This window comes from Sphingobacterium sp. InxBP1 (assembly GCF_026191775.1).
In the GTDB taxonomy this organism is placed as follows: Bacteria; Bacteroidota; Bacteroidia; order Sphingobacteriales; family Sphingobacteriaceae; genus Sphingobacterium; species Sphingobacterium thalpophilum.
On sequence record NZ_JAINDX010000039.1, the window covers coordinates 262952 to 287810 of the forward strand.

Below are 24859 nucleotides of genomic sequence, written 5' to 3' on the forward strand. Positions count from 1 at the left end.
TGTTCAGCTTACTTTATTTTATCATTACTAAAGGAATAGGGTGCGTCTTCCTTCCGGATACCACGTTTTGTATTGGGCTCATCGCTCATCGTGAAATCTAGATCTGCGCCTTTCAGTAAATCCGCATAGCGAATATAGTTTTTCTCATACAGCTTACCGTCCCAACGGAGCTGATCCACATATACACGATCGGTGCCTTGACCATTCGCGCGAATATGGACCTGTTTGCCGTTTTCTAGTTTCAATGTCACTTTGTCAAACTGGGGGGAACCAATTACGTATTCGCCAGATCCGGGCGCAACGGGGTAGAATCCCAACGAAGAGAACACATACCAAGCTGATGTCTGCCCATTGTCCTCATCACCACAGTAACCATCAGGCGTCGGAAGGTATAACTTATCCATAATCTTCCGTACCCAATATTGCGCTTTCCAAGGCTGGCCCGCGTAGTTATAAAGGTAGGGCATATGCTGAATCGGCTGATTACCATGCGCGTATTGTCCCATGTTCATCACCTGCATTTCCCGCATTTCGTGAATCATGCTCCGGCTTTTCATGCCCTCATAACTTGGAATAACAAACACGGTATCCAGCATGGCAACGAAAGATTTGTTTCCGCCCATCAGGTCAATGAGCCCCTGTGGATCATGAAATACACAAAAGCTCCAATGCCAGGCATTTCCTTCTGTATATTCCCGGGACCATGCGCTGGGATCAAAGTTAGCCACCAATGAGCCGTCGGAATTTTTACCACGCATCAGCTTTGTGGTAGGATCAAAAAGATTTCTGTAATTCAACGCTCGCTGAGCGTAGATCGCTGTCTCCGATTTGGGTTTGCCCAGGGCTTTTCCATAGGTGTATATACACCAGTCATTGTAAGCATATTCCAGTGAGCGGGCCACATTCTGATCCACTTTTACGTCGGCAGGGATATACCCCAGTTTGTTATAATATTCATAACCAAAACGGCCGGTAGAAGAATGTTCCGGATAAGCATGGTGGGCTCCGTGTTTCAACGCTTCCCATAGCAGCTCCTTGTCATATCCCTTGCGGCTGGTGATCAGCGCATCGGCGACAACCGAGGCCGAGTTATTGCCAATCATAGAAGCGCGATGTCCGGGTGACGCCCATTCAGGAAGGAATCCGCTTTCTTTGTACGCATTGACTAAGCCCTCCTGCATACGGTCATTCATGGACGGATATAATAAATTGAGCAGAGGAAACAAGCTTCGGAACGTATCCCAGAAACCGGTATCCGTAAACATCTCGCCCGGCAGTACCTGTCCGTTATAGGGGCTGTAGTGCATACGGTTTCCGGAAGCGTCGATCTCAGAAAAATCCCGTGGAAACAAGGTCGAACGGTATAGACAGGAATAGAAAGTACGCAGCCGGTCTATGTTGTGATCTTCAATCTGAATACGTCCCAGGACCTCATTCCACTGCGCTCTCCCTTCACGGACGACCTCCTCAAACGTTTTGTTTTTTACTTCGTTCAAATTACGTTCCGCCTGCTCAAAACTGATAAATGAGGATGCAACCCTGGCCACGACCTTGTCTCCCCTTTTTAATGCCCGAAACCCAACTATTGCACCGGCGTGATTATCTTGGATTTCAAGTTCATTACCTTTGATTTGCCCGCTTTTTACACCCGTAGAGTACGAAAAAGGCTGGTCAAAGGTGATCACAAAATAATTTTTGAAATTGTCGGGAACACCACCGCTATTTTTTGTCGAATAACCGATGATCTTATTTTCCTGTGGAATCACCTTTATATAGGAACCTTTATCAAAGGCATCGATAATGACATAGGCACTGTCGGTTTTAGGAAAAGTGAACTGGAAGATAGCGGCCCGCTGTGTAGGACTAAGTTCGGTGGTCACATCATGATCGGCCAGATAAACGCTGTAATAGTAGGGCTTGGCCACCTCTGCCTTATGTGAAAACCAGCTAGCGCGCTTCTCCTGGTCAAATTCGGGCCTACCTGTTACTGGCATTAATGAAAACTGGCCATAATCATTATTCCAGGGACTGGGCTGATGGGTCTGTTTAAATCCTTTGATTTTATCGGCGGTATAGGTATATACCCAGCCGTCCCCCATGTTACCGGTCTGTGGTGTCCAAAAGTTCATTCCCCAGGGGCGTGCAATCGCAGGATAGGTATTCCCGTTGGACAATTCATATTTGGACTCGGTTCCGATCAGTGGGTTCACATAATCTACAGGAGATACTTGCTGTGCCTTCCCGGCGCAGGCGAGCAACAACAAAAGGACTCCTCCACTTAATTTTTTAATATTGAGCATATCTGTTTATTTGGTTGACACAATTCCTTCGGAGCTAAAAAGCTAAAACGAATTAGTAAATATAGACAAGAATTTTAAAAGGTGGGCAAAATTCAGGATATCTTCACAAGATGGTTACAAAAAAAATCCCACAGCCAAACATAAGATTGATTGTGGGACTTTCTGTTATCAGAAAAATTACCAGCCGGGATTTTGTCCCAACGAAGGAGATTTCTGAAGTTCTGAATTCAAAATAGGAAATAAATAATGTTTAGGGGCTTCAAATACCCGACTTTCGACAAAGAAACGCTCCATCCGATACCTTTTGTCACCTATCTGTATCTTGCCGTTTGCATCCTCAACAGGTCGCATTCCATTGATCATATTCTGCAGTTTAGGATAAGAACTATTGTATGTTTTCCAATAATTTATACTCCTTTCGCTGTTTGAACTACCAGAAGCGGTGAAACGCTCATACTTCGCTTTTTCCGCCGAGCTGCTGGGTTCAAGGTACAGTCTACTATCAAAAGCTCGCTTATTTTCGTAGAAAAATTCCACTCTTCTTTCCCGGTAGATATACTCCCGCATTAAATTTTTGTCACCAAGCGTACTCTTTGGCATCGGGACCATGAAGGATCTTGATCTAACCTGATTGATTAGATCATAAATCTCTTGGGTCGGTCCATCGAGCTCATTTACCGCTTCGGCATAGATGTAAATAAAGTCAGGCAAACGCCAAACGGGTGGAGCACTAATAATAACGCTACCATTCTTATTCCAAGCCTCCTGTAGAAACTTTCTTAGGTAATAACCGGTACGGGTTGCATTATTTGCGCCGATTTGGTCAGCTCCACTGGCCACATTCGTTTGCGAAGGATTATTATTTCCACCCCGGAATGCCGCCCCATGAAATATAATATCACGATAAAATCGCGGATCTCTTTTTACAGAAACGTATGGATTTGCATCGTCATAACCATCTTGTTTAGCTTTGACACTATAGATTGGATAGCCATAACCATCAGGAGATATATATTCATATTCATCCACTTGCTCCTGGACAGGCATTTGGCGCGCTCCACCTCCTCGGCTAGGAGGATAGACATCGCCAAACCAACCTTCACCTTTATAACGCGTAAAAAAGAGTACATACTCGCTTTTAAAGGCTTCCATATCGTAAAACATTTGCCAAAGCCGAGTATATACCGTAGAGTTACTTGTATTCTGACCGCCGCTGTCTCCAAAATCTGAAGCTGAATATTTCTGATAAAGACTATAACGCTTTCCGCCGGAAACAGTAAAATCTAAAACCGCTTTCGCAGCTTCCTTAGCTTTGACCCAACGCTGGGGATCGGCAGTTGCATATTCGGACTCGAACTTGCGGTTCCCGTTATAACCCTTAGCAGCGGCACCATTCCAAAGAGGAGTTGCTCCGATCCAACGTGCCTCAGCTATCAATCCAAGACAGGCACCTTTATCAATACGTCCAAAATTCTGTCCCTCCCATTTTTCTGGTACAGCGTTGTAGGCTAAAGTCGCATCAGCCACAATTTTTTCTATAACCTTATGTACAGATTCCCGTTCAAAATTCATGTTCTCAGTTGCTGTTATGACATGATCGATATAGGGTACCTCACCATAAATTCGTACAGCCATTAGATGGAAATAAGCCCTTAAGAAATACACTTCCCCTATGCGCATAGGTAGCGACCCTGGCTCCAAAATATCGTCGGGTGTATTATATTTTTTTATTCCTTCCAGGATAACATTTGTTCGACGGATTCCATCATACATACTGTTCCAGAACTGGCCATTATCGCCAGGTAATTCATTGATATTCCAATCACCGGTATTATAACGGTTAGTAATGTTGCCTTCAACGGTTGATCCTTCCGCTTCATCTGTTATAGCTGCACTTGAAAAATGATAAAACCAAGAAATCGGCTGATTGACCCCCTTCGCTTTCGCATATACATCCGTTACAAGCTGATTGACTTTCTCATACCGCGTAAAAACCTCATCTTCACGAATCTGATCATCCGGTAGCTTGTCTAAATACTTGTTACAACTAGTGATTGCCAATGCAAGACAAGTGGCTATAAATAAAACATATTTTTTCATTTTTAAAAGATTCATAAAGGTTAAAAATTAAGGTTTATCCCAAAATTATACACTTTTAAGATCGGATACCAGTACCCACTGGTATTTCCCATTTCGGGATCAATGCTCAAATCTTTAAGCCCAGACCATGTAAATAGATTCATTCCTTGCGCATAAACACGCAATTGATTCAGACCTATTTTCTTAATCAAGTCTTTTGGAAGATTATAACCAATTTCAATATTTTTAAGCCGCAAATATTTTGCGTCGTATAAGAATAAGCTGCTATTACTGTTTTTGTTATTCTCCGAATTACCGATATGCAAAGCTGGATAGGTCGCTGTCGTCGCAGTTTCCGGAGTCCATCGTCCCATGTGCAGTGGTCTCACTGAACCCAGCTTATCTTGATCAAAAGTCGGAAAATCCCATACAGCCGCATCTTTCAATAAAATGGATGAGTTTAACGCTCCTTGAAATAAAAGACTAAAATCGAATCCCTTATATTGTAAAGATATAGGTAGTCCAAACTGAATTTCCGGGCTCCTTGGGTTTCCCATGACAGTCCGATCACCCAGGTCAGTGATCTTGCCATCTCCATTTAAATCTTTATAAACCACGTCCCCGGGGCCTACAATTCCCCACGGCTGAAAATTACTTTGATTTAACTGGTCTGCCTCGGCTTGATCCTTCACAAAATGATCAAAGACGTACACAAAGTTCTCATATAATCGCTTGCCAGTAGCTTGTCGATATTCGTATTGACGTGGCACCTCTTGCCTATAGACCAGTTTGTTTCGCGAAAAGGTAAAATTAGGCTTTAAAAAAAATCTCAAATGGTCTCCTATCATGTCGGAATAAGTCATTTCAATGTCGATACCACGATTACGTACCTTCCCGATGTTGATGAGTGGTGATCCTTTGCCAACCACCCCCGGGAATCCAATATCGTCGCTACCAAGCTCGGTAATGATATCATAACGATAGTCTTCAAACACATCAACACTTAAATTCATCTTGTTATTTATTAATCCCATATCGAGACCAATGTTAGTTTTCCTAGACTTCTCCCAAGTGATGTTCTCATTCGCTAAACGCCCTTCCCGGAGTCCACTTTGCCCATTGTTAAAGTTCTGTTCTCCAAAGCTGTAGCCATCTCCTCCCTGAAAAAAAGCGAGGTATCCGAACCGCGCATCACCGGGCATTTTGTCATTTCCAACAAGTCCCATGGATGCTCTCAGTTTCAGAAAGCTGAGCCAATCTTTGGTGCCGTCCATGAATTTTTCTTTACTTATCACCCATCCCAATGCTCCTGCAGGAAAAAAGCCATACCGCTTACCTTCAATAAAATTTTCAGATCCATTGTATCCGAAATTGAACTCAGCCAAATATTTCTCCAGATAATTGTAAGTGAATTGCCCCGTCATGCCTTGATACCGGATATCTACACTGGCTCTCGAATTTCCAGCATCATACACAGATTGGCTCGATCGATTGAATAATAACATTCCAGTGACTTGGTGCTTCTCATTGAATAGACGATTATAGTTTATTTTTGCTTGCAAAAAAGTTCTATTAAAAGGACTACTCTGCGTAAAATTGTTGCCTACGGTTTGGTCAACGGTGTATTTATTCCCATTGGTATATGTACCCTCATAATGTCCCGGATTCATAAAAATATCTATACCATTGGTAGGTTGGAAAGTCGCATAATTGGGGTACACCCTGTAACCTTCACTATATGTTCCCAATTCACGTCTCACCCACTGCTGTTCCTTAGCATCATAGGAAAACACTCCGTCAACAGAAAGGCCTTTTGTGATAAAATCCATATTCCAACCAACAGCAAAACTGCCCTCTAAATAGGTATTTTTCTCTGTGTGATAACCAGATCTGGTCAATTCGCCCAGAACGTTGAAACGATAGATTTGGTTACCAAACAATAAACCTGAAGGATTGTTTAGCAAATATTGCTGTGTGGAAGGTTGGTTGTTGGGATCCAACACGATGGGTAAATATGGAGGCTGAGTCATGGCTAAGGTCATTAATCTACCCGCCGAAGTGCCCGGGGAGGTACGGTTCGTGATCCGTGCCCCGAGATTTAATTTTACCCATAGGTTTTTTGTAATATTAACATCAATATTTGATCTAAAATTATAGCGTTGAAATTTAGGCGCTACACTATATTTCGATAAATCGACATGATCATAATTATTATCTTGCCCCATATAACCGCCCATAACGAAATACTTAGCAATTTCGTTACCTCCACGTATAGATAGGTTATATTCATGCTGAGGTGCAGTTCTAAAAATGTAATCGAAATAATCCCAGTTATACCCGAGACCATCTGAGTTATCTCCCTTGGCCTTTCTGAAACTATCAATAGCCTCAGGACTAAATAACTTCAGGTTATCAACATTCCCACCAGATAGCTTTGCATCATTAATTAACGCTTCATTATAAAGTGTAGCATAATCAGCAGATCCAAGCAGCTCTGGTAATTGGGCTGGAGTATTCAATCCGTATGACGCCTTAAAATCGACTGTAGCCTTATCCGCTGATTGCCCACGTTTTGTCGTTACAACAATTACACCATTTGCACCACGAATACCATAGGGAGCTGTCGCCGCCGCATCCTTCAGTATAGAAACGGTCTCTATTTCATCTGGAGCCAGATAGCTCATATCCCGCTCGATCCCATCAACAATAATAATTGGAGATTGATTGCCGTAAGTAGATTTACCTCGAATAAAAAGCTCAGAGCGGTCCACTCCCGGCTCCCCACCTGCATATTGGTTGACAACCAACCCCGGCAATCGCCCGGCCAACATATTATTAATGTTAGCTGCAGGACTTTGCACTAGATCTTTTGTCGTAATCGTGGCAACTGCACCGACAACATTTTTCTTTTTTTGCGTTGTATACCCCACCACGACAACATCCTCCAACGCTCTTACATCTTCAACAAGGCTTACTGTTATTGTTGTTCGGCCCGCTAATTCAATTTGCTGTGGCTGAAATCCGATATAGGAAAACGTTAGAACCGCATCTTTATAAGGTACTTCAATGCGATACTTGCCGGCCGCGTCCGTCTTGGTGGATTTGCCAAGACCTTTTACAACCACGCTGACACCCTGCAATACCTTTCCTGTTGAATTATTGGTGACTGTTCCCTCAATGACGATTTTCTCCTGTTTCGCGTAAATGGGATCCGAAGGGCTCCTCAGTTCGGCTTGCAAATAAGGACTACAAACCGAAAGAGTAAGAAATAATGGAATTACCTTTCTTTTCATAAATAAAAAAATTTATTCTTGGTTTTACTACTACAACAATTGGTCAGCGGGCCCATTTCAAAACACAGGAATATGTTCTGAAAAAGAATTTCCACTTAAAAAACTAATTCGTTTTAGTAAAAGTAAAAAGAAAGAAGCGAGAAACTTGTTAATCGATTGTTAATGACAATTATCCGAATTGACTTCTAAGATAAACCCTACTTTGTAAACTGTCTTGATGGCGACGTACCGCGATCTTTTCAGCATCTTCCTGATCTTACAGATAAAGACATCGAGACTACGCCCAAGAAAATAATCATTTTCGCCCCAAAGCGCCATGAGAATCTCTTCTCTCTTAAGAAGTATATTGGGTTTGTTCAAAAGAAAACTCCACAGTTCAAATTCCCGAGGCGAGACTAGCTGCCGAGATTTGTCTTGAAACTCGATAGCCAATAAATTATAATCTAGTTTTATATCACCCACATTTAAAGATTTATGCGAGTAAACATCATGCTTGACGACGTAATTACGCAATTTAAGAACGAGTTCCTCTACATCAAAAGGTTTTGTAATATAATCGTTTCCACCTAAACGTAGCCCCCTCAAACGGTCAATCTTTGACAAACGTGCCGTCAGGAACAGGAAATATTGGTTTCTATTTATCTGAGAAATGTATTCTACAAATTGGAATCCGTCCCAATTGGGCAATTGTATATCGACTATTAAAATGCCAAACTTATTTACCTCATATTGACTTATACCATCTTCGGCTGATATAACATGAGTAACTTCAAATCCACTATTTGACAGATAATCCCCTAGCATGGCTGCCAAATCAATATCGTCCTCAATCAATAATATATGGTCATACATTGACATGTTAATTGATTATTGGCATAAATATAAAAAAGGTGGTTCCACGTTGTTCATCTGACTTAACTTCAATATGCCATCGGTGGATTCGGACGACTTCCATAACGAAAAACAGGCCCAATCCTAAACCGGTCGAGCGCGCATAGCGTTTGCCCCGGTACCCTTTAGTAAAAATATGTGGCAATTGGCTATCGGATATTCCTATTCCATTGTCCTGGACTGCAAGGACTAGTCCATTGTTCGCAGCATATCCAAGATGAATGTCAATTTCCTTATACCTCGCGTTATTATATTTGAGCCCATTATCAACCAAATTATTGATCATGGTTACAAACAGAAATGGGTTTACGAGAACCTTAACATCTTGGCCTACCATCGCTGTTGTTATATGAATATTGGTGTTTTCATGAATTAGGACGGCGAGATCCTGCTTGAGTTGACCCAAAAGTTCCACAAGAGAGCATTCCTCAAAAATGATTTGTTCCTGATTAAAAATACTCAAATCTATGGCCTTGTTAACCAATCTATCCAGGCGCTTTATTTGACGACCCATAGTGTCGAGTGTTGCCGAAATTTTTGATTTCTCTTCCTCTGATACCTTTGCCGCTATATTTGATAATGCTATACGTATTGTAGTTAAAGGGGTATTAAATTCATGGGTAACATTATTAATAAAATCGGAAGCCATTTCCGCCATCCGTTTCTGTTTCATCCAATTACGATAAGTGCCCCAGTAAAGCCCAATAATTCCCGTGATGCAACATCCGGAGAGGAGTAGCAATGGGAAAATGGCCTTGAGAACCGACAGCGCGGTGTGGGTATTTCCCACGTATAAAGCGAAGGCCACACGATTTGACATTTTACTATTTGCCCCTACCGTGATGGATGATACTAAATCGTCTGTTTCTATAAATTGGCGATCACCTCCAATCAGAATAAACTGATTCTCGTCAGAACGGATGATAGGAATAAATTCTCGAGTATCAAAGGTTACAGAAACCTCCTTTAACACCAAAGCATAGCCAAAATCTCCTCCCAGATCAACATTCGCACGAATCACTTGAAAAAGACTGTCCATAGTCGATTCTTCTCGGAGCTTCGCGAGTAATTGCCCAGAAATACTGTCTCTTAACGCATAAAAAGCAATCCTATTTTCTTCGTACTCATATTTCAGTCGAACCAAATGAGGGATCAAGGCCGAATCGACAAGCTTTTGTCCTCCAGGGAACATTTTGTCATTCACGATATGCTTGTCATACGCGGCCTTGATTTCCCGTTTCTCTTTTTGAAATAGCTGACTTCTTTTTATATCATATGATCGTACAATCATAAGATATTGCAACACTAAAAATAATAAAAAGCAACATACAGCTATCCACTTGTATACATGCGATCGCCCCATTTACGCTGCAGACTCCTTACTTACTCGGTTTCGGCCCCATTTCAAAGAGCAGCGTGCCACCATTAATGATCTCCTGGAAGGAAAGCCTCCAGTCAGTCAGTCGCCGGCCGTTCAAGGAAACTGATTTCACATACACATTCTTTTCAGACTGGTTACGCGCGGTCACCACGAGACTCTTACCGCTTTCAAAGTTAATTTTTGCCGATTTGACCAATGGGCTGCCAATCCAGTAGCTATCTTCTCCGGGCGCTACAGGATAAAATCCAAGTGCCGTGAAAAGATACCAGGCCGACATCTGCCCGCAGTCATCATTACCGCCCAGACCAGCATGCCCATTGTGGTATTGATTACGGATGATCTGACGTAAACGGGCCTGCGCTTTCCAGGGGCTGCCCGTGATATTGTATAGATAAGCGACATGATGCGATGGCTCATTTCCATGCACATAGTTTCCAATAATTCCGTCCCTGGTAATGTCTTCGGTATGCTCAAAATACTTGTCCGGCAGCTCCATCGTAAATAAAGAGTCCAGATAAATCTCCAGTTTCTTCTTTCCGCCCATCAGCTCCATCAGCTCAACCGGCTGATGAGGTACATATAGGCTGTAATTCCAGGAGTTGCCTTCAATAAATCCCTGTCCGTGCGTATCCAGGACATCGAAGGCAGGCCTAAATTTACCTGCAGAATCTTTTGGACGCATAAAACCGATCGATTTATCATAAAGCGACTTCCAGCTTGTGGCCCGTTTCGAAAACGTTTGGTAAATATCGTCCTTGCCCAGTTTTTTGGCCAGCTGTGCAATGCACCAATCATCATAGGCATACTCCAAGGTATTGGACACCGAGGTGCCAGAGACGTCATCAGGTACATATCCTTTATCCATATAAGGTCCGATGCCTTCATACCTTCTCGCATTCGCTGTCTGCACGCAGGCCTGTAAAGCTGCTTCTGGATCTCCTTTATAAACGCCTTTTAGAATAGCGTCCGCAATGACCGAAACCGAATGATAACCACTCATACACCAGTTGTCATTGGCATAATGTGACCAGATTGGCAACATCTTTAACACACTTTGCTCATAATGTGCCATCATGGAGGCCACCATGTCTGCATTGCGTGACGGATTGATCAGATTCAAGAGCGGATGGAAAGCCCTGAACGTATCCCACAGTGAAAAGGAAGTATAGTTTGTAAAACCGTCTGCACGGTGTACTTCCTGATCCAAACCTTTATACTCCCCATTTTGGTCCATATATATGGTTGGCATCAAACTGGCATGATACATGGCCGTATAAAAATTGACCAGATCTTCCTTGTTCAGCATATCCGCCTCAATCTTTCGCAGTTCCTTTTCCCAGGCAAGCTGTCCTTGCCTGACATATGCTTCGAAATTCCAATCCGGCGCTTCTATCTGCATATTGCTCAGTGCATTTTTCATACTTACCGGGCTGAGTGCGACCTTCATCAGGACCGCCTCCTGCTCCTTCGTATCGAAGTCAAGATGCAGTTTGATGTTATGCGCAGCCAAATCAGGGAAGTTGTTTTGCTGATCAAACTTACGCCAGAAGCCATTATACACTGTTTTCCCATCTTCGTATTTCGCGCCGTAATTCTTGAAAGGCTTTGACGTCTTTATAGCAAAATATACTGTACGGGTCCTTGACCAGCCATTTGTCTGCCGGTATCCCACAAGTGTCGAATCATTCAATACCTTCACTACTGTCCACACATTTTTTCCTTCATAATTATAGATTCCCGCTGTCAAGTCGAGAATAAGATGAGAAGCATCCGACTGTGAGAAGGTATAACGATGTATACCTACTCGGGTAGTGGTGGTCATTTCCGCTTTAATCCGGTGCTTGTCGAGCAGCACACTGTAGTAGTTGGGTTCGGCACGTTCATTGGCATGGGAATAAGGCGACCGATAGCCCTCCTCCGGACGGCTGGCGGTGCCGGGGTTAAGCTGCACTTTGCCCTGAGTAGGCATAACCAATATATCCCCCAGATCCGAATGCCCTGTACCACTGAAATGGGTATGACTAAATCCTACGATCGTCGGGTCATCATACTGATAGCCGGCACAGTATTTATAGACATCGCCATTATACCGTCCGTTCACGGCATAAGATAGGGTATCTGTATCTGGGCTTAATTGCACCGCGCCAAAGGGAACCGTGGCCCCCGGGAAGGTGTGGCCCATACGGGCAGTTCCGATCAGGGGCTTCACATATTGAATAAGTTTGGTCTCCTGTGCTCTCAATAAACAGGGGAAAGACAGTAGCCCCAAACAGACTAAACTTTTTATATTCATCTCTTCAGAATTAGATCGTCGGATTTTGGCTGTAAGCTGCCCACAACTCATCAATAGTCTTTCCCGTCTGCATTTTCCAAAAACCCTCGTTATAGGTTTTATTGCGCATGGCCGCGTCCAATTTTTTAACAAAATCCTTCTTTATATGCTTGTTGATCCAATAAAAAAATCGTGCTGTAGTACGGTACGAATCGGTGTACTTCTGTTTTTCCGTAAATTCGGGCAGTTTCCAGTTTGCTCCGGCATTATCCAGACCATCCTCAAAACGCACAAAATCGGCAATTCCCTCAGTTATCCACCAAGGGCCGGCACCTTCCGGATAAGCTTGCACAATATGCATGACTTCATGCGTCACCACATCGATATCGCCCGGATTTTTGGCAAACCAGGCAGGGCTATACCTAACGATTCCACCCGCTGTTGCCGCTACACCTTTGTAATCAGGATCAATGACAAATGACACTTTTTTTATCGTCTTCGGGTTATACTTTTTGGCCAGCTTAGGGTAATTCGTGAAATACGCATCCTGCAATCTCACCTTCAGCGCCGGATTAAAATCCTTGTCTTTATTTATCCAGATCAAGGTATAACCGCCTTTGGTGATACTGTCAACTTCGACCGCAACCTTCCGGTCGTTTTCGGTATGCTGCCAGTTATCCTGCGCAGAAAGCGAAAAGGAAAACAGAAGACCCAGGGCAGCAAAAGCCGTGTTCAAAAATTTAACGTTCATCATGGCTTATTATTTTTTCTTTTTTGACTTAGTCGCCTTAGGTGCACCCATCTTCAGCTCGTTGGACATCGAATAAGGAGCAGCATCTGCCGTGTTGCCTCTATTGTAATTAGGTGCCGATGCCATGTCAAAGTGCAGGTCTCCCCCCTCGTGCAGAGCCTTGTGACTCAACCAGTTTTTACCATAACTTTGGCCATTCATCTGCAGGGCATTGACATATATATTTTCACTTGAGTTCTTTGGAGCATCTATAGTCAGGGTTTTGCCATTATCAAAAGTTAACGTGGCCTTTTTAAACAAAGGAGCTCCTAGTACATACTCATCCGTCGCTGGACAGACAGGGTAGAATCCCAGAGCCGAAAACACGTACCAGGCTGAAGTCTGTCCATTGTCTTCATCACCACAGTAACCGTCAGGAGTGGGTTTGTACATCCTGTCCATGACCTGACGTACCCAATATTGTGTTTTCCATGGCTGACCAGCATAATTATACAAATAAGGCATATGTTGAATGGGTTGATTGCCATGCGCATACTGTCCCATGTTGGCCACCTGCATTTCACGGATTTCATGGATCACACCACCATAATAACTATCATCGAAATCAGGAGCCTGAACAAATACCGAATCCAGCATATTGACAAAGGTTTTCTCGCCCCCCATCAAATCAATCAATCCCTTCACATCGTGGAAGACACTCCAGGAATAATGCCAGCTATTTCCTTCCGTAAATGCGTCTCCCCATTTGAGTGGATTGAAAGGTGTCTGGAATTTTCCGTCCTTATTTTTGCCACGCATCAGGTTTGTGGAAGGATCAAAAAGATTTTTATAGTTCTGTGCACGTTTTGCATACAGATCAATTTCTGCTTTTGGACGGTTGAGCGCTTTGGCCAGCTGATAGATCGTAAAGTCATCATAGGCATATTCCAATGTACGGGCGGCATTTTCATTGATTTTAACATCATATGGCACATACCCCAGGCTATTGTAATAGTCCACTCCTTTACGTCCGACAGCAGTCATTGGCCCTTCATGATTTGCTCCATGTAGCAGTGCCTCGTACAGCTTATCGATATCATAGCCCCGAAGACCTTTCATATAAGCATCCGAAACGACCGAAGCAGAGTTGTTACCGACCATAATATCAGCATATCCGGGGCTGCTCCATTCAGGCAGAAAACCGCCCTCCAGATACGCATTGAGTAACCCTTCCTGCATCTCCTTATTAATGGAAGGATACATAAAATTTAAGAAAGGATACAAGGCTCTAAAGGTATCCCAAAAACCTGTTCCGCCAAACAGGTAACCCGGTAGCGTCTTGCCATTATAGGGGCTGTAATGGACAATCTTGCCCTGGGCGTCGATCTCATATAGTTTATTCGGAAAAAACAAGGTGCGGTACATTGTCGAATAAAATGTACGCAGCTGATCAATATCATCTCCCTCGACTTTAATCTTACCCAGCGTCGCATTCCAGATCTGACGGCCATCCTCCTTAATCTGATCGAACGATTTATTGCCGAGTTCATTCAAATTCAACATCGCCTGCTCAGCACTGATAAAAGAAGAAGCTACTTTGACCTGAACAGGTTTAGACTTATCTGTGATCTTAAAACCGACGATTGCTCCGGTGTGGTTTCCTTTAATCTGCAATTGCCCATTTTTCTTCTCCTTTCCTTCCCATGTCGCTACGCTAGCAAAGGGCTGATCGAAGACAAGAACAAAATAATTCCGAAAATTCTCCGGCAACGGACCACGGGCATATTTCGACGAATAACCGATAATCATATTTTTTTCAGGGATAATCTGCACTTCAGATCCTTTATCGTAGGCATCCAAAACAATATAGGCATCATCAGTCTTGTTGAAGGAGATCCGGAACATGGCTGCACGTTCGGTCGGTGTCATCTCCGCAGTGACATCATGATCAGCCAGGTAAACCGAGTAGTAATAAGGTTTTACAATTTCCGCTTTATGAGAAAACCAGCTCGCCCGCTCATCTTGATCAAAAACAGGTTTACCGGTAACGGGCATAATCGAGAAAACACCATAATCGTTCATCCAGGGTGAAGGCTGATGCGTTTGTTTAAGACCGCGGATCTTATCGGCAGTATACTGATACTGCCAGCCATCCCCATTTTTGCCGGTTTGCGGTGTCCACATATTCATCCCCCACGGTCTCGCAATAGCGGGATAAGTATTACCGTTGGAGAGCTCAAATTTGGACTCCGTACCCATCAACGGATTTACCAGATCGACAGCCTCAATTTGCTGTCCTCGAAATTTCTGAGCCAAAACCGGTTTTGCGCAAAACAAACCCAAAGACAACAATGAGCCCAGAAAAACACTAAATGATTTCTTCATTATTTAGGAGTATATAAAAATTTTTGTACTAAAACGTATTAGTAAAGATATAAAAAAGAATATGAATTCAAAAAAACGGAAGTTTTTCCCAGCCTTCCGTCTTATGATTTTTACAAAAACTGAATACCATACTCGTCCTTATAAAGTAAATGGTATCCCACGCTACCTATTGATAGACAAAGCCGGCAACCTGATTTCAGCGGATAGCCCACGCCCGAGCGATCCCAAGCTAAAAGTGCTGCTCGAAGAATGGATAAAAAAATAACTGTCTGCCAATCATACCAAAATCCCCCAGCATTCAACAACTGGGGGATTTCTAACAAACACAGATCTGTATTCTGCTTGCATTCTATGGCCTTGGTTAACCCAACTGCGGATCAGTTTTGGAATGTTTGCCTGTCTCTACACGCCCGGCAAATTGACGCACATATTGGCTTCCCGAGATCTGTACCGAAACGTCATACCATCCCTCAACCTGATGGGACTCCACAATCCATCTTACCGATCGGCCGGCGCCGACTACGGCATTCTTTTTCCAGCTGCTGTATGCATTATCTTTGATTTGCACAGGCAGGGGTTTTTCGCCTTGATTGCTCACCTCTACAATGACATTTCCTGTCGGGACGCCTTTCTTCCCGATCTCATAGGTAGCCACAACCGAAAGGGGCTCATCCTTACCTTTAAATCCACGCATAAAGCCATTCGGACCATAGACCGTTAGATCATAATAGCCCTCTTTAAAGTCAGCTAGATCCCATTCAAAGTTTAATGATTCTCCCGCAACCACGGCAAAAGGCCAAAAACTCACGCCATCTTTATAACCTGAACCGCTATAAACGTTAAAAGGGCTGTTTAGTGATTGACTTCCGAACACCTTGTTTCCCGCCCTCATCGTAATCGCTATCTTGCCGCCAGTGGCATCGACAGTGGCATCGCTATAAAGCTCGTAAGCTAGCGCGCTAGAATTTTTCTGTCCTTTCTCCTGCCTTGCCAATAGCTCAGAGTGTCCCAGAGACCGCAACTTTTCCATATCCTCGGCGGTCCACACATGAAAGTTATTCGGCAGCGGCTTGGCCTTCGCACGGTCAATATCATAAATTTGCTGATTACGGTCCAAAAATGGCAAATCCACAGGATCTACAGCATCCGCCTTCCGGAATACCGAAGTCAGATTACCCGTAATAGCACGACGCCATGAGCTAATATTGTTTTCCTCCACCTGCTTACCCAGTTTATGCGCAAAAAAATACTCCATAAATTGGATAGTAGAGGTGATATCACACACTTCGGAATTTACCCAGCCGCCCCGGGACCAAGGTGATGCAACAATCAACGGAACCCGATACCCCAGTCCGACAGGCCCTTCGGTAGCATTCTCCTTTTTCTCGCCATCCGCCAGTTCCTGTGCCAAACTCACATATTCACCGCTGTAATCCAATCCGGCCGAGGTTTTACCTGATCGAGGATCGGCTGGATCAGGAGCAACGAACGGTGGCACATGGTCAAAATAACCGTCATTCTCATCATAGTTGAGGATAAAAATTGTTTTCTTCCAGACTTCCGGATTTTCAGTCAGAATATTCAAAATCTCCGATACGTACCAAGCGCCATACATCGGTGCACTGGGGTGATCCGAGAAACATTGCGGAGCCACGAGCCACGATACGGTTGGCAAGTGACCTGACACTACATCTTTTCTAAACTGATACAATACATCTCCCTTCGGCACCTTGATCTGCTCTCCTTCGTGAGTCACTGTAGTGGTTTCGCGGTAATAAGGATCCGCCTCATTGGTCTGAAAGGCTTTCTCATGTAGTGCTCTTTGTGACCTGGGCAGCTGCTGGTACGCATCCTCCGTGAATCTATTTAGCTTCGCGCTGTAACTCTTCAGCTGCTCCTGCTTTTGTTTAAGCTTATTCTTACTTTTCTGAACGCTCTCGGCCGTACCGGCAGATAGAGACCGCTCGATCTCCTGAATCTCAGCGGGCAATTCGGCCACTCGTTTACGCATAAATTCCAGATGACTCTTTTTGAATCCGATATGATATTGGGCAAACCATTCAAGATTATTGTCGGTAAAGTTACCGAGCAATTCCTCGCCATCGAGACCACTTTCCATACTGACTTCATTCTGATATACCTTCCAGGTGATTCCCGCTTCCTCCAACCGTTCAGGATATGTTTTCCAATGCGCCCACCGGTTGAAATAGATATCGGAGTTGCGAACCAAAGGCTTGGCACCCGGCTCTGGCACGCAGGTGCCGGTCCAAAAAAAGTGACGGTTTGTCGTTGTCCCCGTGATAGAGGAACAAAAATGTTGGTCGCATATAGTGAAGGCGTCCGCCAACGCATAGTAAAAGGGAATGTCTTCGCGGGTATAATAGCCCATGGTCAGCGGTATTTCACTTAAGACTTTCCCTCCCGGACGTTTTGCCTCGATCCAGTTATCATGTTTACCTTTATTTCTGGCCGCCATCTGATTTTCCCAGGAGTGAGGCAGATTGCCTGTCCAGGCGGCATTCGAATTCTTGATATCTAAGCGAAAGGGAGAGTAGGTGGTGCCAGAATCGCTGGATTGCAACCATACGGGGTTGCCGGAAGGCAGTCTGATCGCCCTGGGATCATTAAATCCGCGGACTCCCCGCAAGGTTCCGAAGCTGTGATCAAAGGAACGGTTTTCCTGCATCAAAAGAACGATATGTTCGGCATCTAAAAAGCTGCTTCCAGCAACAGGTTCAATAGCTAATGCACGCTGTATCGCCTCTGGGACTGCGTTCTGAAAACCAAAAACGCCGGCCAATAAAGATGCCTTCTTGATAAAATCTCTTCTACTATCCATAACTGCAAATTCTTGTTTTCTCCTATAAATACATTGGTTTCATAGCGAATATATCTATTAACAGTCGCTTTTTTGTGTAACGATTTTAACAAACAGCAACGCAATCGATTGAGGCAGATCCCTTATGCATAAAAAAGGACCAGTACCTCATGGATCTGGTCCTTTTCTTTGATCATCATCCCACCGCAATGTAGCGCTCATTAAGCGCTGGATGCTGACTAAAAGATTCTTTATTTCAGCAGTGGAAACGGCCCAAGGAAATAGCTGCCGCGTTTATAAAACCGTAGGAAGAAATCCAGTACATTTTCTTCTAGCGGAAAGAAAAATTGCTTGTCAACTTCCGCTTTAAATAGAGCCGCATAATACTTAGGTAGCTCACTCGGGAAAAAGTCCTCGACCAAAAGATTCAGAAAATAACGAGCGAAAGGCAAGGTAGTTTCCTTATCATCACCTTCCTTTTCAATAAAGGGGTTATGCGGCAGCGGGAAAAACTCCTCTATTCCCCCGAATACTTCAAGTCCTGTTTTGGGATTAAAGAAAAGCGTAACTTTTGCCTCATCCGCGATATCTAAATTAGATTCCGGTAAAGGAGAATCTTCTTTATCCGGGTATTTTTGCTGATAGGTTTTAAAGAATTCTTCTGCAAATGCTTTTACGTCCTTACCCTCCATAAACGCTACTGCTGCCCCTTGTTTGGACTGGAACAGCTTGCCCATATCCCGAAGTTGTTTCTCGTTTTTTTTCAGGCTCTTGTCCTTGCCTTGCATGGCTTCAATCCGATACGTCATCTCATATTGCTCCGGCAGATCAAAATTGATTTCCTCAGGCCCGACAACCGTCATAATTCCAGAAAGGTTCCAGGCATCTTTCCAGGGTACAATTTCCATATAAAAAGATATAGGCTCTGTGGGCTCCACAAACTCCTGGATAGAATCCCTATAAATCTTGAAAGGCACTTTCGTCCCCATATGCTTAACATGCACAAACTGCTCGTCTGCTTTGATATACGAGAAAAAGCTATGGATACGGTCGCCTAATGTTTTGACTGTCTGATAGAGTCCGTGCTGCGGTCCGACTACCGCCGCCGCAAACTCTGACGACTTCAGCGCAAATAGATGAAGCCTGTAATTATTGAAATGATTGTCCCGCACGCGGTAGACCATCTGCTGCAGTTGCGCTTGATCATGCTGGTAACGGCCTACCTCAGCAACATGCATCAGCTGGTTCAGGTTCGTATTATATTCACCCGCAGTCAGGTAATTGGTCGCAACAAGCTTCTCGATAAAGTTGCGTACCTCAAAATAGCTGGCTTCTTCACCTAGTGTATATTCCAATCTTAACTTTGCATTTTCCGGAGCAACTTCGTAATGTGTCTCCAAAACCGCATAGGCCAGATCTGTTACCAATTGTATCAAACGGCCATGGGGGTCGATAAAAAGATGCGGATTACGTTCACTAAAAAATAGCCAGGTCAGCACCGCCACATCTTCACTATTGATATCTTCCGGATAGTAGTCGGCAAGGTTATCATCCTGGTAGAAAGGTAAGAATTGATTGTACAATTCTTTATGGATGCTTCTGAAGGCTGCAAATATCCCCGCGTTCGCAATGACATCTTCTAAATAGCAGGTAAGGTAAATACTCAATGTTCTTAACGCGTCTGTGTGGATCAAATCATTGGTTTCCGAATCTTCAAACCACAAAGTGGACAGATTATCATTGATCTCATTTGCAACTTTCAAATAATAACTATCTATTTCATTTGTCTTCTGGTAAGTATGGTGTGCAATCCAATCCTGAATAAAAATTCTGTTTCCTCTCATATGAAAAATGCTAAATCCAAAAGTAGCCAAATTTTCGAAATATCCATGATGACGGCGCACAAACAGCTGCGAAAAATAATGCAATTTTATGCAATCAGAGAGATCCGCATACTACTTCATAGCGAAATCACCATCAACAAAAAAAGATGCCTGAATGGGCATCTTTTTTGTTTATTCAATATTTGCGATCTTTAACCCGCCGCTATTACGTTGTTGGTATTACCTAGATGATCCTGGAGCGTAGGGTTGAGAATGGTACAGGTCTTGAGCAGATCTCGCACGGGATATTTAGCCACTACATCTTCCAGTGCGGCCAAGTGCCGGCTGTGATGAGCATCTGTACCGACAAAATCATACATACCCGACTTGATCATCGTCAGCGCAGCAGATTTCACTTCAACACCATAATACCTACTGATAGAAAGCAGATTCAGCTGCAGCATACAGCCAGCATCTTTTATCTGCTTATACATATTAAAATTATAATGGTAATAATTGTAGCGTTCGGGGTGGGCCAATATGGGCTGATAGCCCAGGTTCTGAATGTCCAGAATGGTCTTGAACAAGGCCTTTGACTCCTGTAGATAAGACATCTCGATCAGCACGTAACCACCCGGTATAACACACAATTCATTCGCATCAATCAACCTCGCAATCCCATCATCGATCATGTGCTCAGCAGCATGAAAAATTTCAGGTGGATGGGGGATCCCTTTGATCGCCTTGACCAGCTGGTCTTTAGCGCCTTCAATGGTAACAGCTGAATTGGGGTGAACACCTTCCATAATATGTGGTGTACAAATAAATTTCTCAAAGCCCATCCTTCCCAAGCCCTTCAACAGGTCGATGGACTGCTCGACAGATTGACATCCATCATCTATGCCCGGAAGAATATGGTTATGCATATCAACTTCCAAAAAAGCTAGCTTGCCAATAACCTTTATTTTAGAATCTTGAGTTTTGTTTCCAAACAGTTTTGAAAATATCCCCATAATGAAAAGCGTAATATTGTTTAGTTGTTTATTATTATTTATCAATAATAAACAACAAAAGTAGCATTAATCGGCGTATTTCATAACAATGTTGTATCAACATTATAAAAATATAACCATAATATTACAAAAATTGCATCAAACTCATCAAGGTTAATTTTGTTTGATGCAATCTACAATGCTAATTACGGCCAATCTCCAAGAGAATTTGGTCAATCAAATAGCTGATGGCCCCATCCTTCGTCTGTGGCAATTTCGTTGACATTTCTGCCTCCATGCGGTTGGCCACAATACCTTTTGACGTAATTGCCGTGCTGCCATACTGATTTAGCTGCTCCATGGTCTGTTGCAGCTGTCGTCCCGGGTTCACGCCCATTTCCTGCAACATCGCCGGCAGCTTCTGCAGATCAAACGCTGCTGCCATTTTATTTTGTTTCATCAGTTTGATAAACTCTTTATTCGGGACCGCAGCCATCTTGTTGTGATGGATATCATGTAGGGATAAGGAGTCATTACTCACCATCACCAAATCATCTTTTAAAAGCACATACATCGGAAAATCTACGGCTTTTTTGGCTGCAAAAGCATAGATGCCATCTTCTATCCGCCCAATGGATTTGGCAACGGCCATATCCAGCCCTCTTTTAAACAACCGTTGATCTTTGGAGGTAAACATCCAGATAAAGACCGGAAGCGTTTCCTCTTTTGTCTTTTTTACTTCCGTTGCATTGTAATCCTCATCATAGCTATAGTCGATATATTCTCTTCTAAATTTACGCAGCCCGTTGACCACAACAAGATGATCGCCGGGCATCACCTGTGCAATTGCTTTTTCATCCAGTGCAATCTGCAGCGCCAGCATTCCCCACTCCACGATGTCTTTTTTCGCACCGAGCAGCCCACCATAGTATTTGGCTGCATAGGCCGGCATTTCACGCAGATAGGCTTCTGAATTCATATTGAAATTGAAGAAGCCAAGGGTTTTATCGGTCAGATACTTGCTGAACCTGCGATTTGGCTTCTGAGCATATAGGCGTTTGCACATCTCCGCGAGTTCACGGTCCAAACCAATGGAGCCCCGTAATTTCAGGACATTTCCGTCCTGTAGCAAATCCAGCACCCCATCCTGATATCCAGTCCTGAATTTTTCCATATCAACACCCATATATAGATAAGGAATGGTTTTATACGACAGAAGCCCACGATAAAGCTCTTCCACACGCGGCACATATAAGCGGATCAATCCCAGATCTTTCGCCACCTTGTGCTGATCAGCCATGGACAATGGTGTGAGGGTCCCAGATAGCAGCCGCGTTGCCTCGGCCTCCAGCCATTGATCACGCAACGCATTCCGGATGGAGTCATTTTTTCGGTTTTGATCTTCGTAATCGGTGTAAAGCGAGTCATAATAGGCCGGATCATGCATTTCCACCGCTTCAGCGGCAGCATCAGCTGCCATCTCTTCCATATCGGTCACGATCGTATCAGGCTCCGCGCCTTCCAGTACTGGCGGCATAGGCACCTCCAGCATCTTTTCACCTTCCTCTATAATCGCCGCCGTGGAATCTACCGGGACTGCCGCTGAGTCTACTTCCCCATAATCCCCAGCTGGAGGCATATAAGTAACTTTCTTTATGCCATAACGGCTTGCAACAGAATCATCCTCAAAAAATGAGCTTTCTATGGAAGCCGAAATAAAACGGGCGATCCGGTCATTATAGATCAGCATACTGCCCGGCTTCATGCCTACGCGGGTGTATCCGTTGGCAAACGGACGAGGTTCCCCGGCATCAAGCAGCAACTTTTCGAACTGTGTTTTATCGGCCAGAGGGAATATGAATTCGTAAAAATCCACACTGTCTGTGTTTCGCGTATAGAAATACGCATTTTGCGATAAGTCGATGCCTAAATTCTTGATATCCTGCCCTACTGTCGCACCGGATTTTTCAATTTGTTTGAAAAGACCCGCTTTCTGAAGCAGTTGATTCAACTTATCCGCGTTGGCCTTCTGGACAATCTCCTTTATGTTGAATGCAGCCATAAGGCCAGCATCTGCGGGTATCTGCTTGATCAATTCCTGCGATTTCAGCCCGCCCATGAACGATAAGCACGCCAATCCCGTTAATAAAAATTTCAATTTCATCTGTTCGTTGTTTTTTATCACTAATGAATCCATGTAAATCAAGACCGCCGAGGTCGCTATGACTTACCTATAGGTTTCACATCCGCTATTTTGTTAAGGTAATTTTATTTGCTAAAGTAGATTTGCCATATACCAGGTCCGTGAACGGCAATTTCACAAGCACGCCCTTCTTATTGCCTGCAACTTTTGCTTTGGCATTGGCCTGTGTCATGATCCCCCTGTCGAAACGGACAATCTGTGTGTAAAACGCGTCGGCAAACTGTGCGGTATTATCGCTGCCCAACTGGCTGAATTTCGTTTTCCATTGCCCAGATGTCACAAACTTGCGTTCAAAAACACGGTTCTGCGCATCATAATAATATCTGTTGACGTTTGAGATCTTCGTCTTAAACCGGTTGGCCAAAATATCCGAAAAGGCGTTGAGTGATTCTATCTGACTAAAATCGCAGGAGATATTAACGATATAATTGGAAAAATCAGTCTGATATTTCACGTTGGTAATTCCTTTGGTCTGTTTCAGAAGATCGACGGCTGCTTTGATCTCCTTTTCTATTTCAGTCTGTGAAGGTATCCTTATCCCCTTTATACTCTTCATCTTCATCAGGGAGGCTACTTTTGTTTTGCTTTTACTTAAATTCAATGTAGCCGCAATATGTCCTGAGCCATTGGATTTTAAATCGATCTGTTCGACAAAGTCAAAACAGCTGGATAAAGACACCGTCAGGAGCAGCGCACAGGTAATCACATAACATCTGCCCCATATACTTTTCGCTTTAAATATTTTTGCCATTATAATGTGGTAACGATCAATAATCTGTCAAATCAATATATGCCCCGCAAGACAAGCAAAGATTGTGCTATTTTTTATTCAACAAATTTATGAAAAGCGAAAATGTTTTTTTCTAGCTGATTTCAGGGAAAATTTAGGAGCTAGGGGCTGCCAGTTGCAATGGAGTCACAGTTCATCTCCTGATGATCGCTTCCTCCGGCGCGTAACAAACATAGACAAACGACATACTAGATCCTTAACAATCATCGTTTTTTACTAGATTAGCCTCATGAAGCTTATTATATTTGATCTCGACGGCACGTTGCTTGACACTTTACAAGACCTGGGAGATAGTTGCAATACAATACTGCAACAGTACGGATATCCTGTTCACGAACTATCGGCTTATAAGAAATTTGTAGGCAATGGTGTACAGAAACTCATCGAACGCGCGCTTCCCGAACAAGCACGCATAGAAAGCACAATCACAACTTTATTAAGCGCCTTTAAAAGGTATTATGAAAATAAGCCTGTATCGCATACACAGCCTTACACAGGTATTGTGCCTTTACTGGAAAGGTTAAGATCCTTAGGCTACCTCATTTCGGTTGCATCCAATAAATATCACGAGGCTGTTATACCCTTGATGGCGCAGTATTTTCCGAATATTTCATTTGATCTTATCTTAGGCCATCGCACCGGACGGCCGGCCAAGCCGGACCCCGATATCGTGCTAGATACACTCCATACATTGAATATAGCAAAAAAAGACTGTTATTATGTAGGAGACTCTTCGGTAGATATGGACACCGCGGCCAATGCAGGGGTAACTGCCATTGGTGTAACCTGGGGCTTTCGTGAAGAGGACGAGCTAAGGCAACATGGCGCAGATTATATTATACATCAGCCCCAACAACTGTTGGATATCCTATAAAAGAAAGGAACTTCGACGAAGTTCCTTT

Annotated in this window: 15 protein-coding genes; 2 read left to right on the top strand and 13 right to left on the bottom strand. The window is 43.6% G+C overall.

Going from position 1 to position 24859, the window contains the following annotated elements:
* Positions 1-8: 8 nt before the first annotated feature.
* The 8 genes from K7A41_RS04280 to K7A41_RS04315 all read right to left on the bottom strand — a co-directional run bounded on the left by K7A41_RS04280 (position 9) and on the right by K7A41_RS04315 (position 15331).
* A complete protein-coding gene (locus tag K7A41_RS04280) occupies positions 9-2300 on the bottom strand; it encodes a GH92 family glycosyl hydrolase (protein WP_265712746.1) in 2292 nt (763 codons plus the stop codon).
* A 177-nt stretch (positions 2301-2477) separates the two neighbouring features.
* Positions 2478-4400, bottom strand: coding sequence for a RagB/SusD family nutrient uptake outer membrane protein (locus tag K7A41_RS04285; protein ID WP_265712747.1), 1923 nt, complete (start codon positions 4398-4400; stop codon positions 2478-2480).
* Between the two features lie 20 nt (positions 4401-4420).
* Positions 4421-7672 (bottom strand): SusC/RagA family TonB-linked outer membrane protein, encoded by a 3252-nt coding sequence (locus K7A41_RS04290; protein ID WP_265712748.1) that lies wholly within the window; start codon positions 7670-7672, stop codon positions 4421-4423.
* Between the two features lie 159 nt (positions 7673-7831).
* Positions 7832-8524 carry a response regulator transcription factor gene (locus K7A41_RS04295; protein WP_265712749.1) on the bottom strand — a complete coding sequence of 231 codons (693 nt, stop codon included), beginning with the start codon at positions 8522-8524 and terminating at the stop codon, positions 7832-7834.
* 7 nt (positions 8525-8531) lie between these two features.
* Positions 8532-9854 carry a sensor histidine kinase gene (locus K7A41_RS04300; protein WP_265712750.1) on the bottom strand — a complete coding sequence of 441 codons (1323 nt, stop codon included), beginning with the start codon at positions 9852-9854 and terminating at the stop codon, positions 8532-8534.
* 88 nt (positions 9855-9942) lie between these two features.
* Positions 9943-12237 (bottom strand): GH92 family glycosyl hydrolase, encoded by a 2295-nt coding sequence (locus K7A41_RS04305; RefSeq protein WP_265712751.1) that lies wholly within the window; start codon positions 12235-12237, stop codon positions 9943-9945.
* Between the two features lie 10 nt (positions 12238-12247).
* Positions 12248-12970, bottom strand: coding sequence for a basic secretory protein-like protein (locus K7A41_RS04310; protein ID WP_265712752.1), 723 nt, complete (start codon positions 12968-12970; stop codon positions 12248-12250).
* Positions 12971-12976: 6 nt separating this feature from the next.
* On the bottom strand, positions 12977-15331 hold the full coding sequence (locus K7A41_RS04315) for a GH92 family glycosyl hydrolase (protein ID WP_265712753.1): 2355 nt from the start codon (positions 15329-15331) through the stop codon (positions 12977-12979).
* Positions 15332-15392: 61 nt separating this feature from the next.
* Here K7A41_RS04315 and K7A41_RS04320 point away from each other — a divergent pair, with 61 nt between their 5' ends.
* Complete coding sequence (locus tag K7A41_RS04320) at positions 15393-15596, top strand: TlpA family protein disulfide reductase (RefSeq protein WP_265712754.1); 204 nt, start codon at positions 15393-15395, stop codon at positions 15594-15596.
* A 96-nt stretch (positions 15597-15692) separates the two neighbouring features.
* Here K7A41_RS04320 and K7A41_RS04325 read toward each other — a convergent pair whose 3' ends face one another.
* The 5 genes from K7A41_RS04325 to K7A41_RS04345 all read right to left on the bottom strand — a co-directional run bounded on the left by K7A41_RS04325 (position 15693) and on the right by K7A41_RS04345 (position 23918).
* Positions 15693-18170, bottom strand: a complete 2478-nt coding sequence (locus tag K7A41_RS04325) for a phosphocholine-specific phospholipase C (RefSeq protein WP_265712755.1) — start codon at positions 18168-18170, stop codon at positions 15693-15695.
* 230 nt (positions 18171-18400) lie between these two features.
* On the bottom strand, positions 18401-19993 hold the full coding sequence (locus K7A41_RS04330) for a DUF3843 family protein (RefSeq protein WP_265712756.1): 1593 nt from the start codon (positions 19991-19993) through the stop codon (positions 18401-18403).
* 191 nt (positions 19994-20184) lie between these two features.
* Positions 20185-20985: a tyrosine-protein phosphatase gene (locus K7A41_RS04335; protein WP_265712757.1), complete on the bottom strand. Its 801-nt coding sequence runs from the start codon at positions 20983-20985 to the stop codon at positions 20185-20187.
* Between the two features lie 181 nt (positions 20986-21166).
* A complete protein-coding gene (locus K7A41_RS04340; protein ID WP_265712758.1) occupies positions 21167-23128 on the bottom strand; it encodes a hypothetical protein in 1962 nt (653 codons plus the stop codon).
* Between the two features lie 85 nt (positions 23129-23213).
* Positions 23214-23918 (bottom strand): hypothetical protein, encoded by a 705-nt coding sequence (locus tag K7A41_RS04345; protein WP_265712759.1) that lies wholly within the window; start codon positions 23916-23918, stop codon positions 23214-23216.
* Between the two features lie 268 nt (positions 23919-24186).
* Between K7A41_RS04345 and K7A41_RS04350 the strand changes: the two genes are divergently transcribed.
* Positions 24187-24831 (top strand): HAD family hydrolase, encoded by a 645-nt coding sequence (locus K7A41_RS04350; RefSeq protein ID WP_265712760.1) that lies wholly within the window; start codon positions 24187-24189, stop codon positions 24829-24831.
* Positions 24832-24859 lie beyond the last annotated feature (28 nt).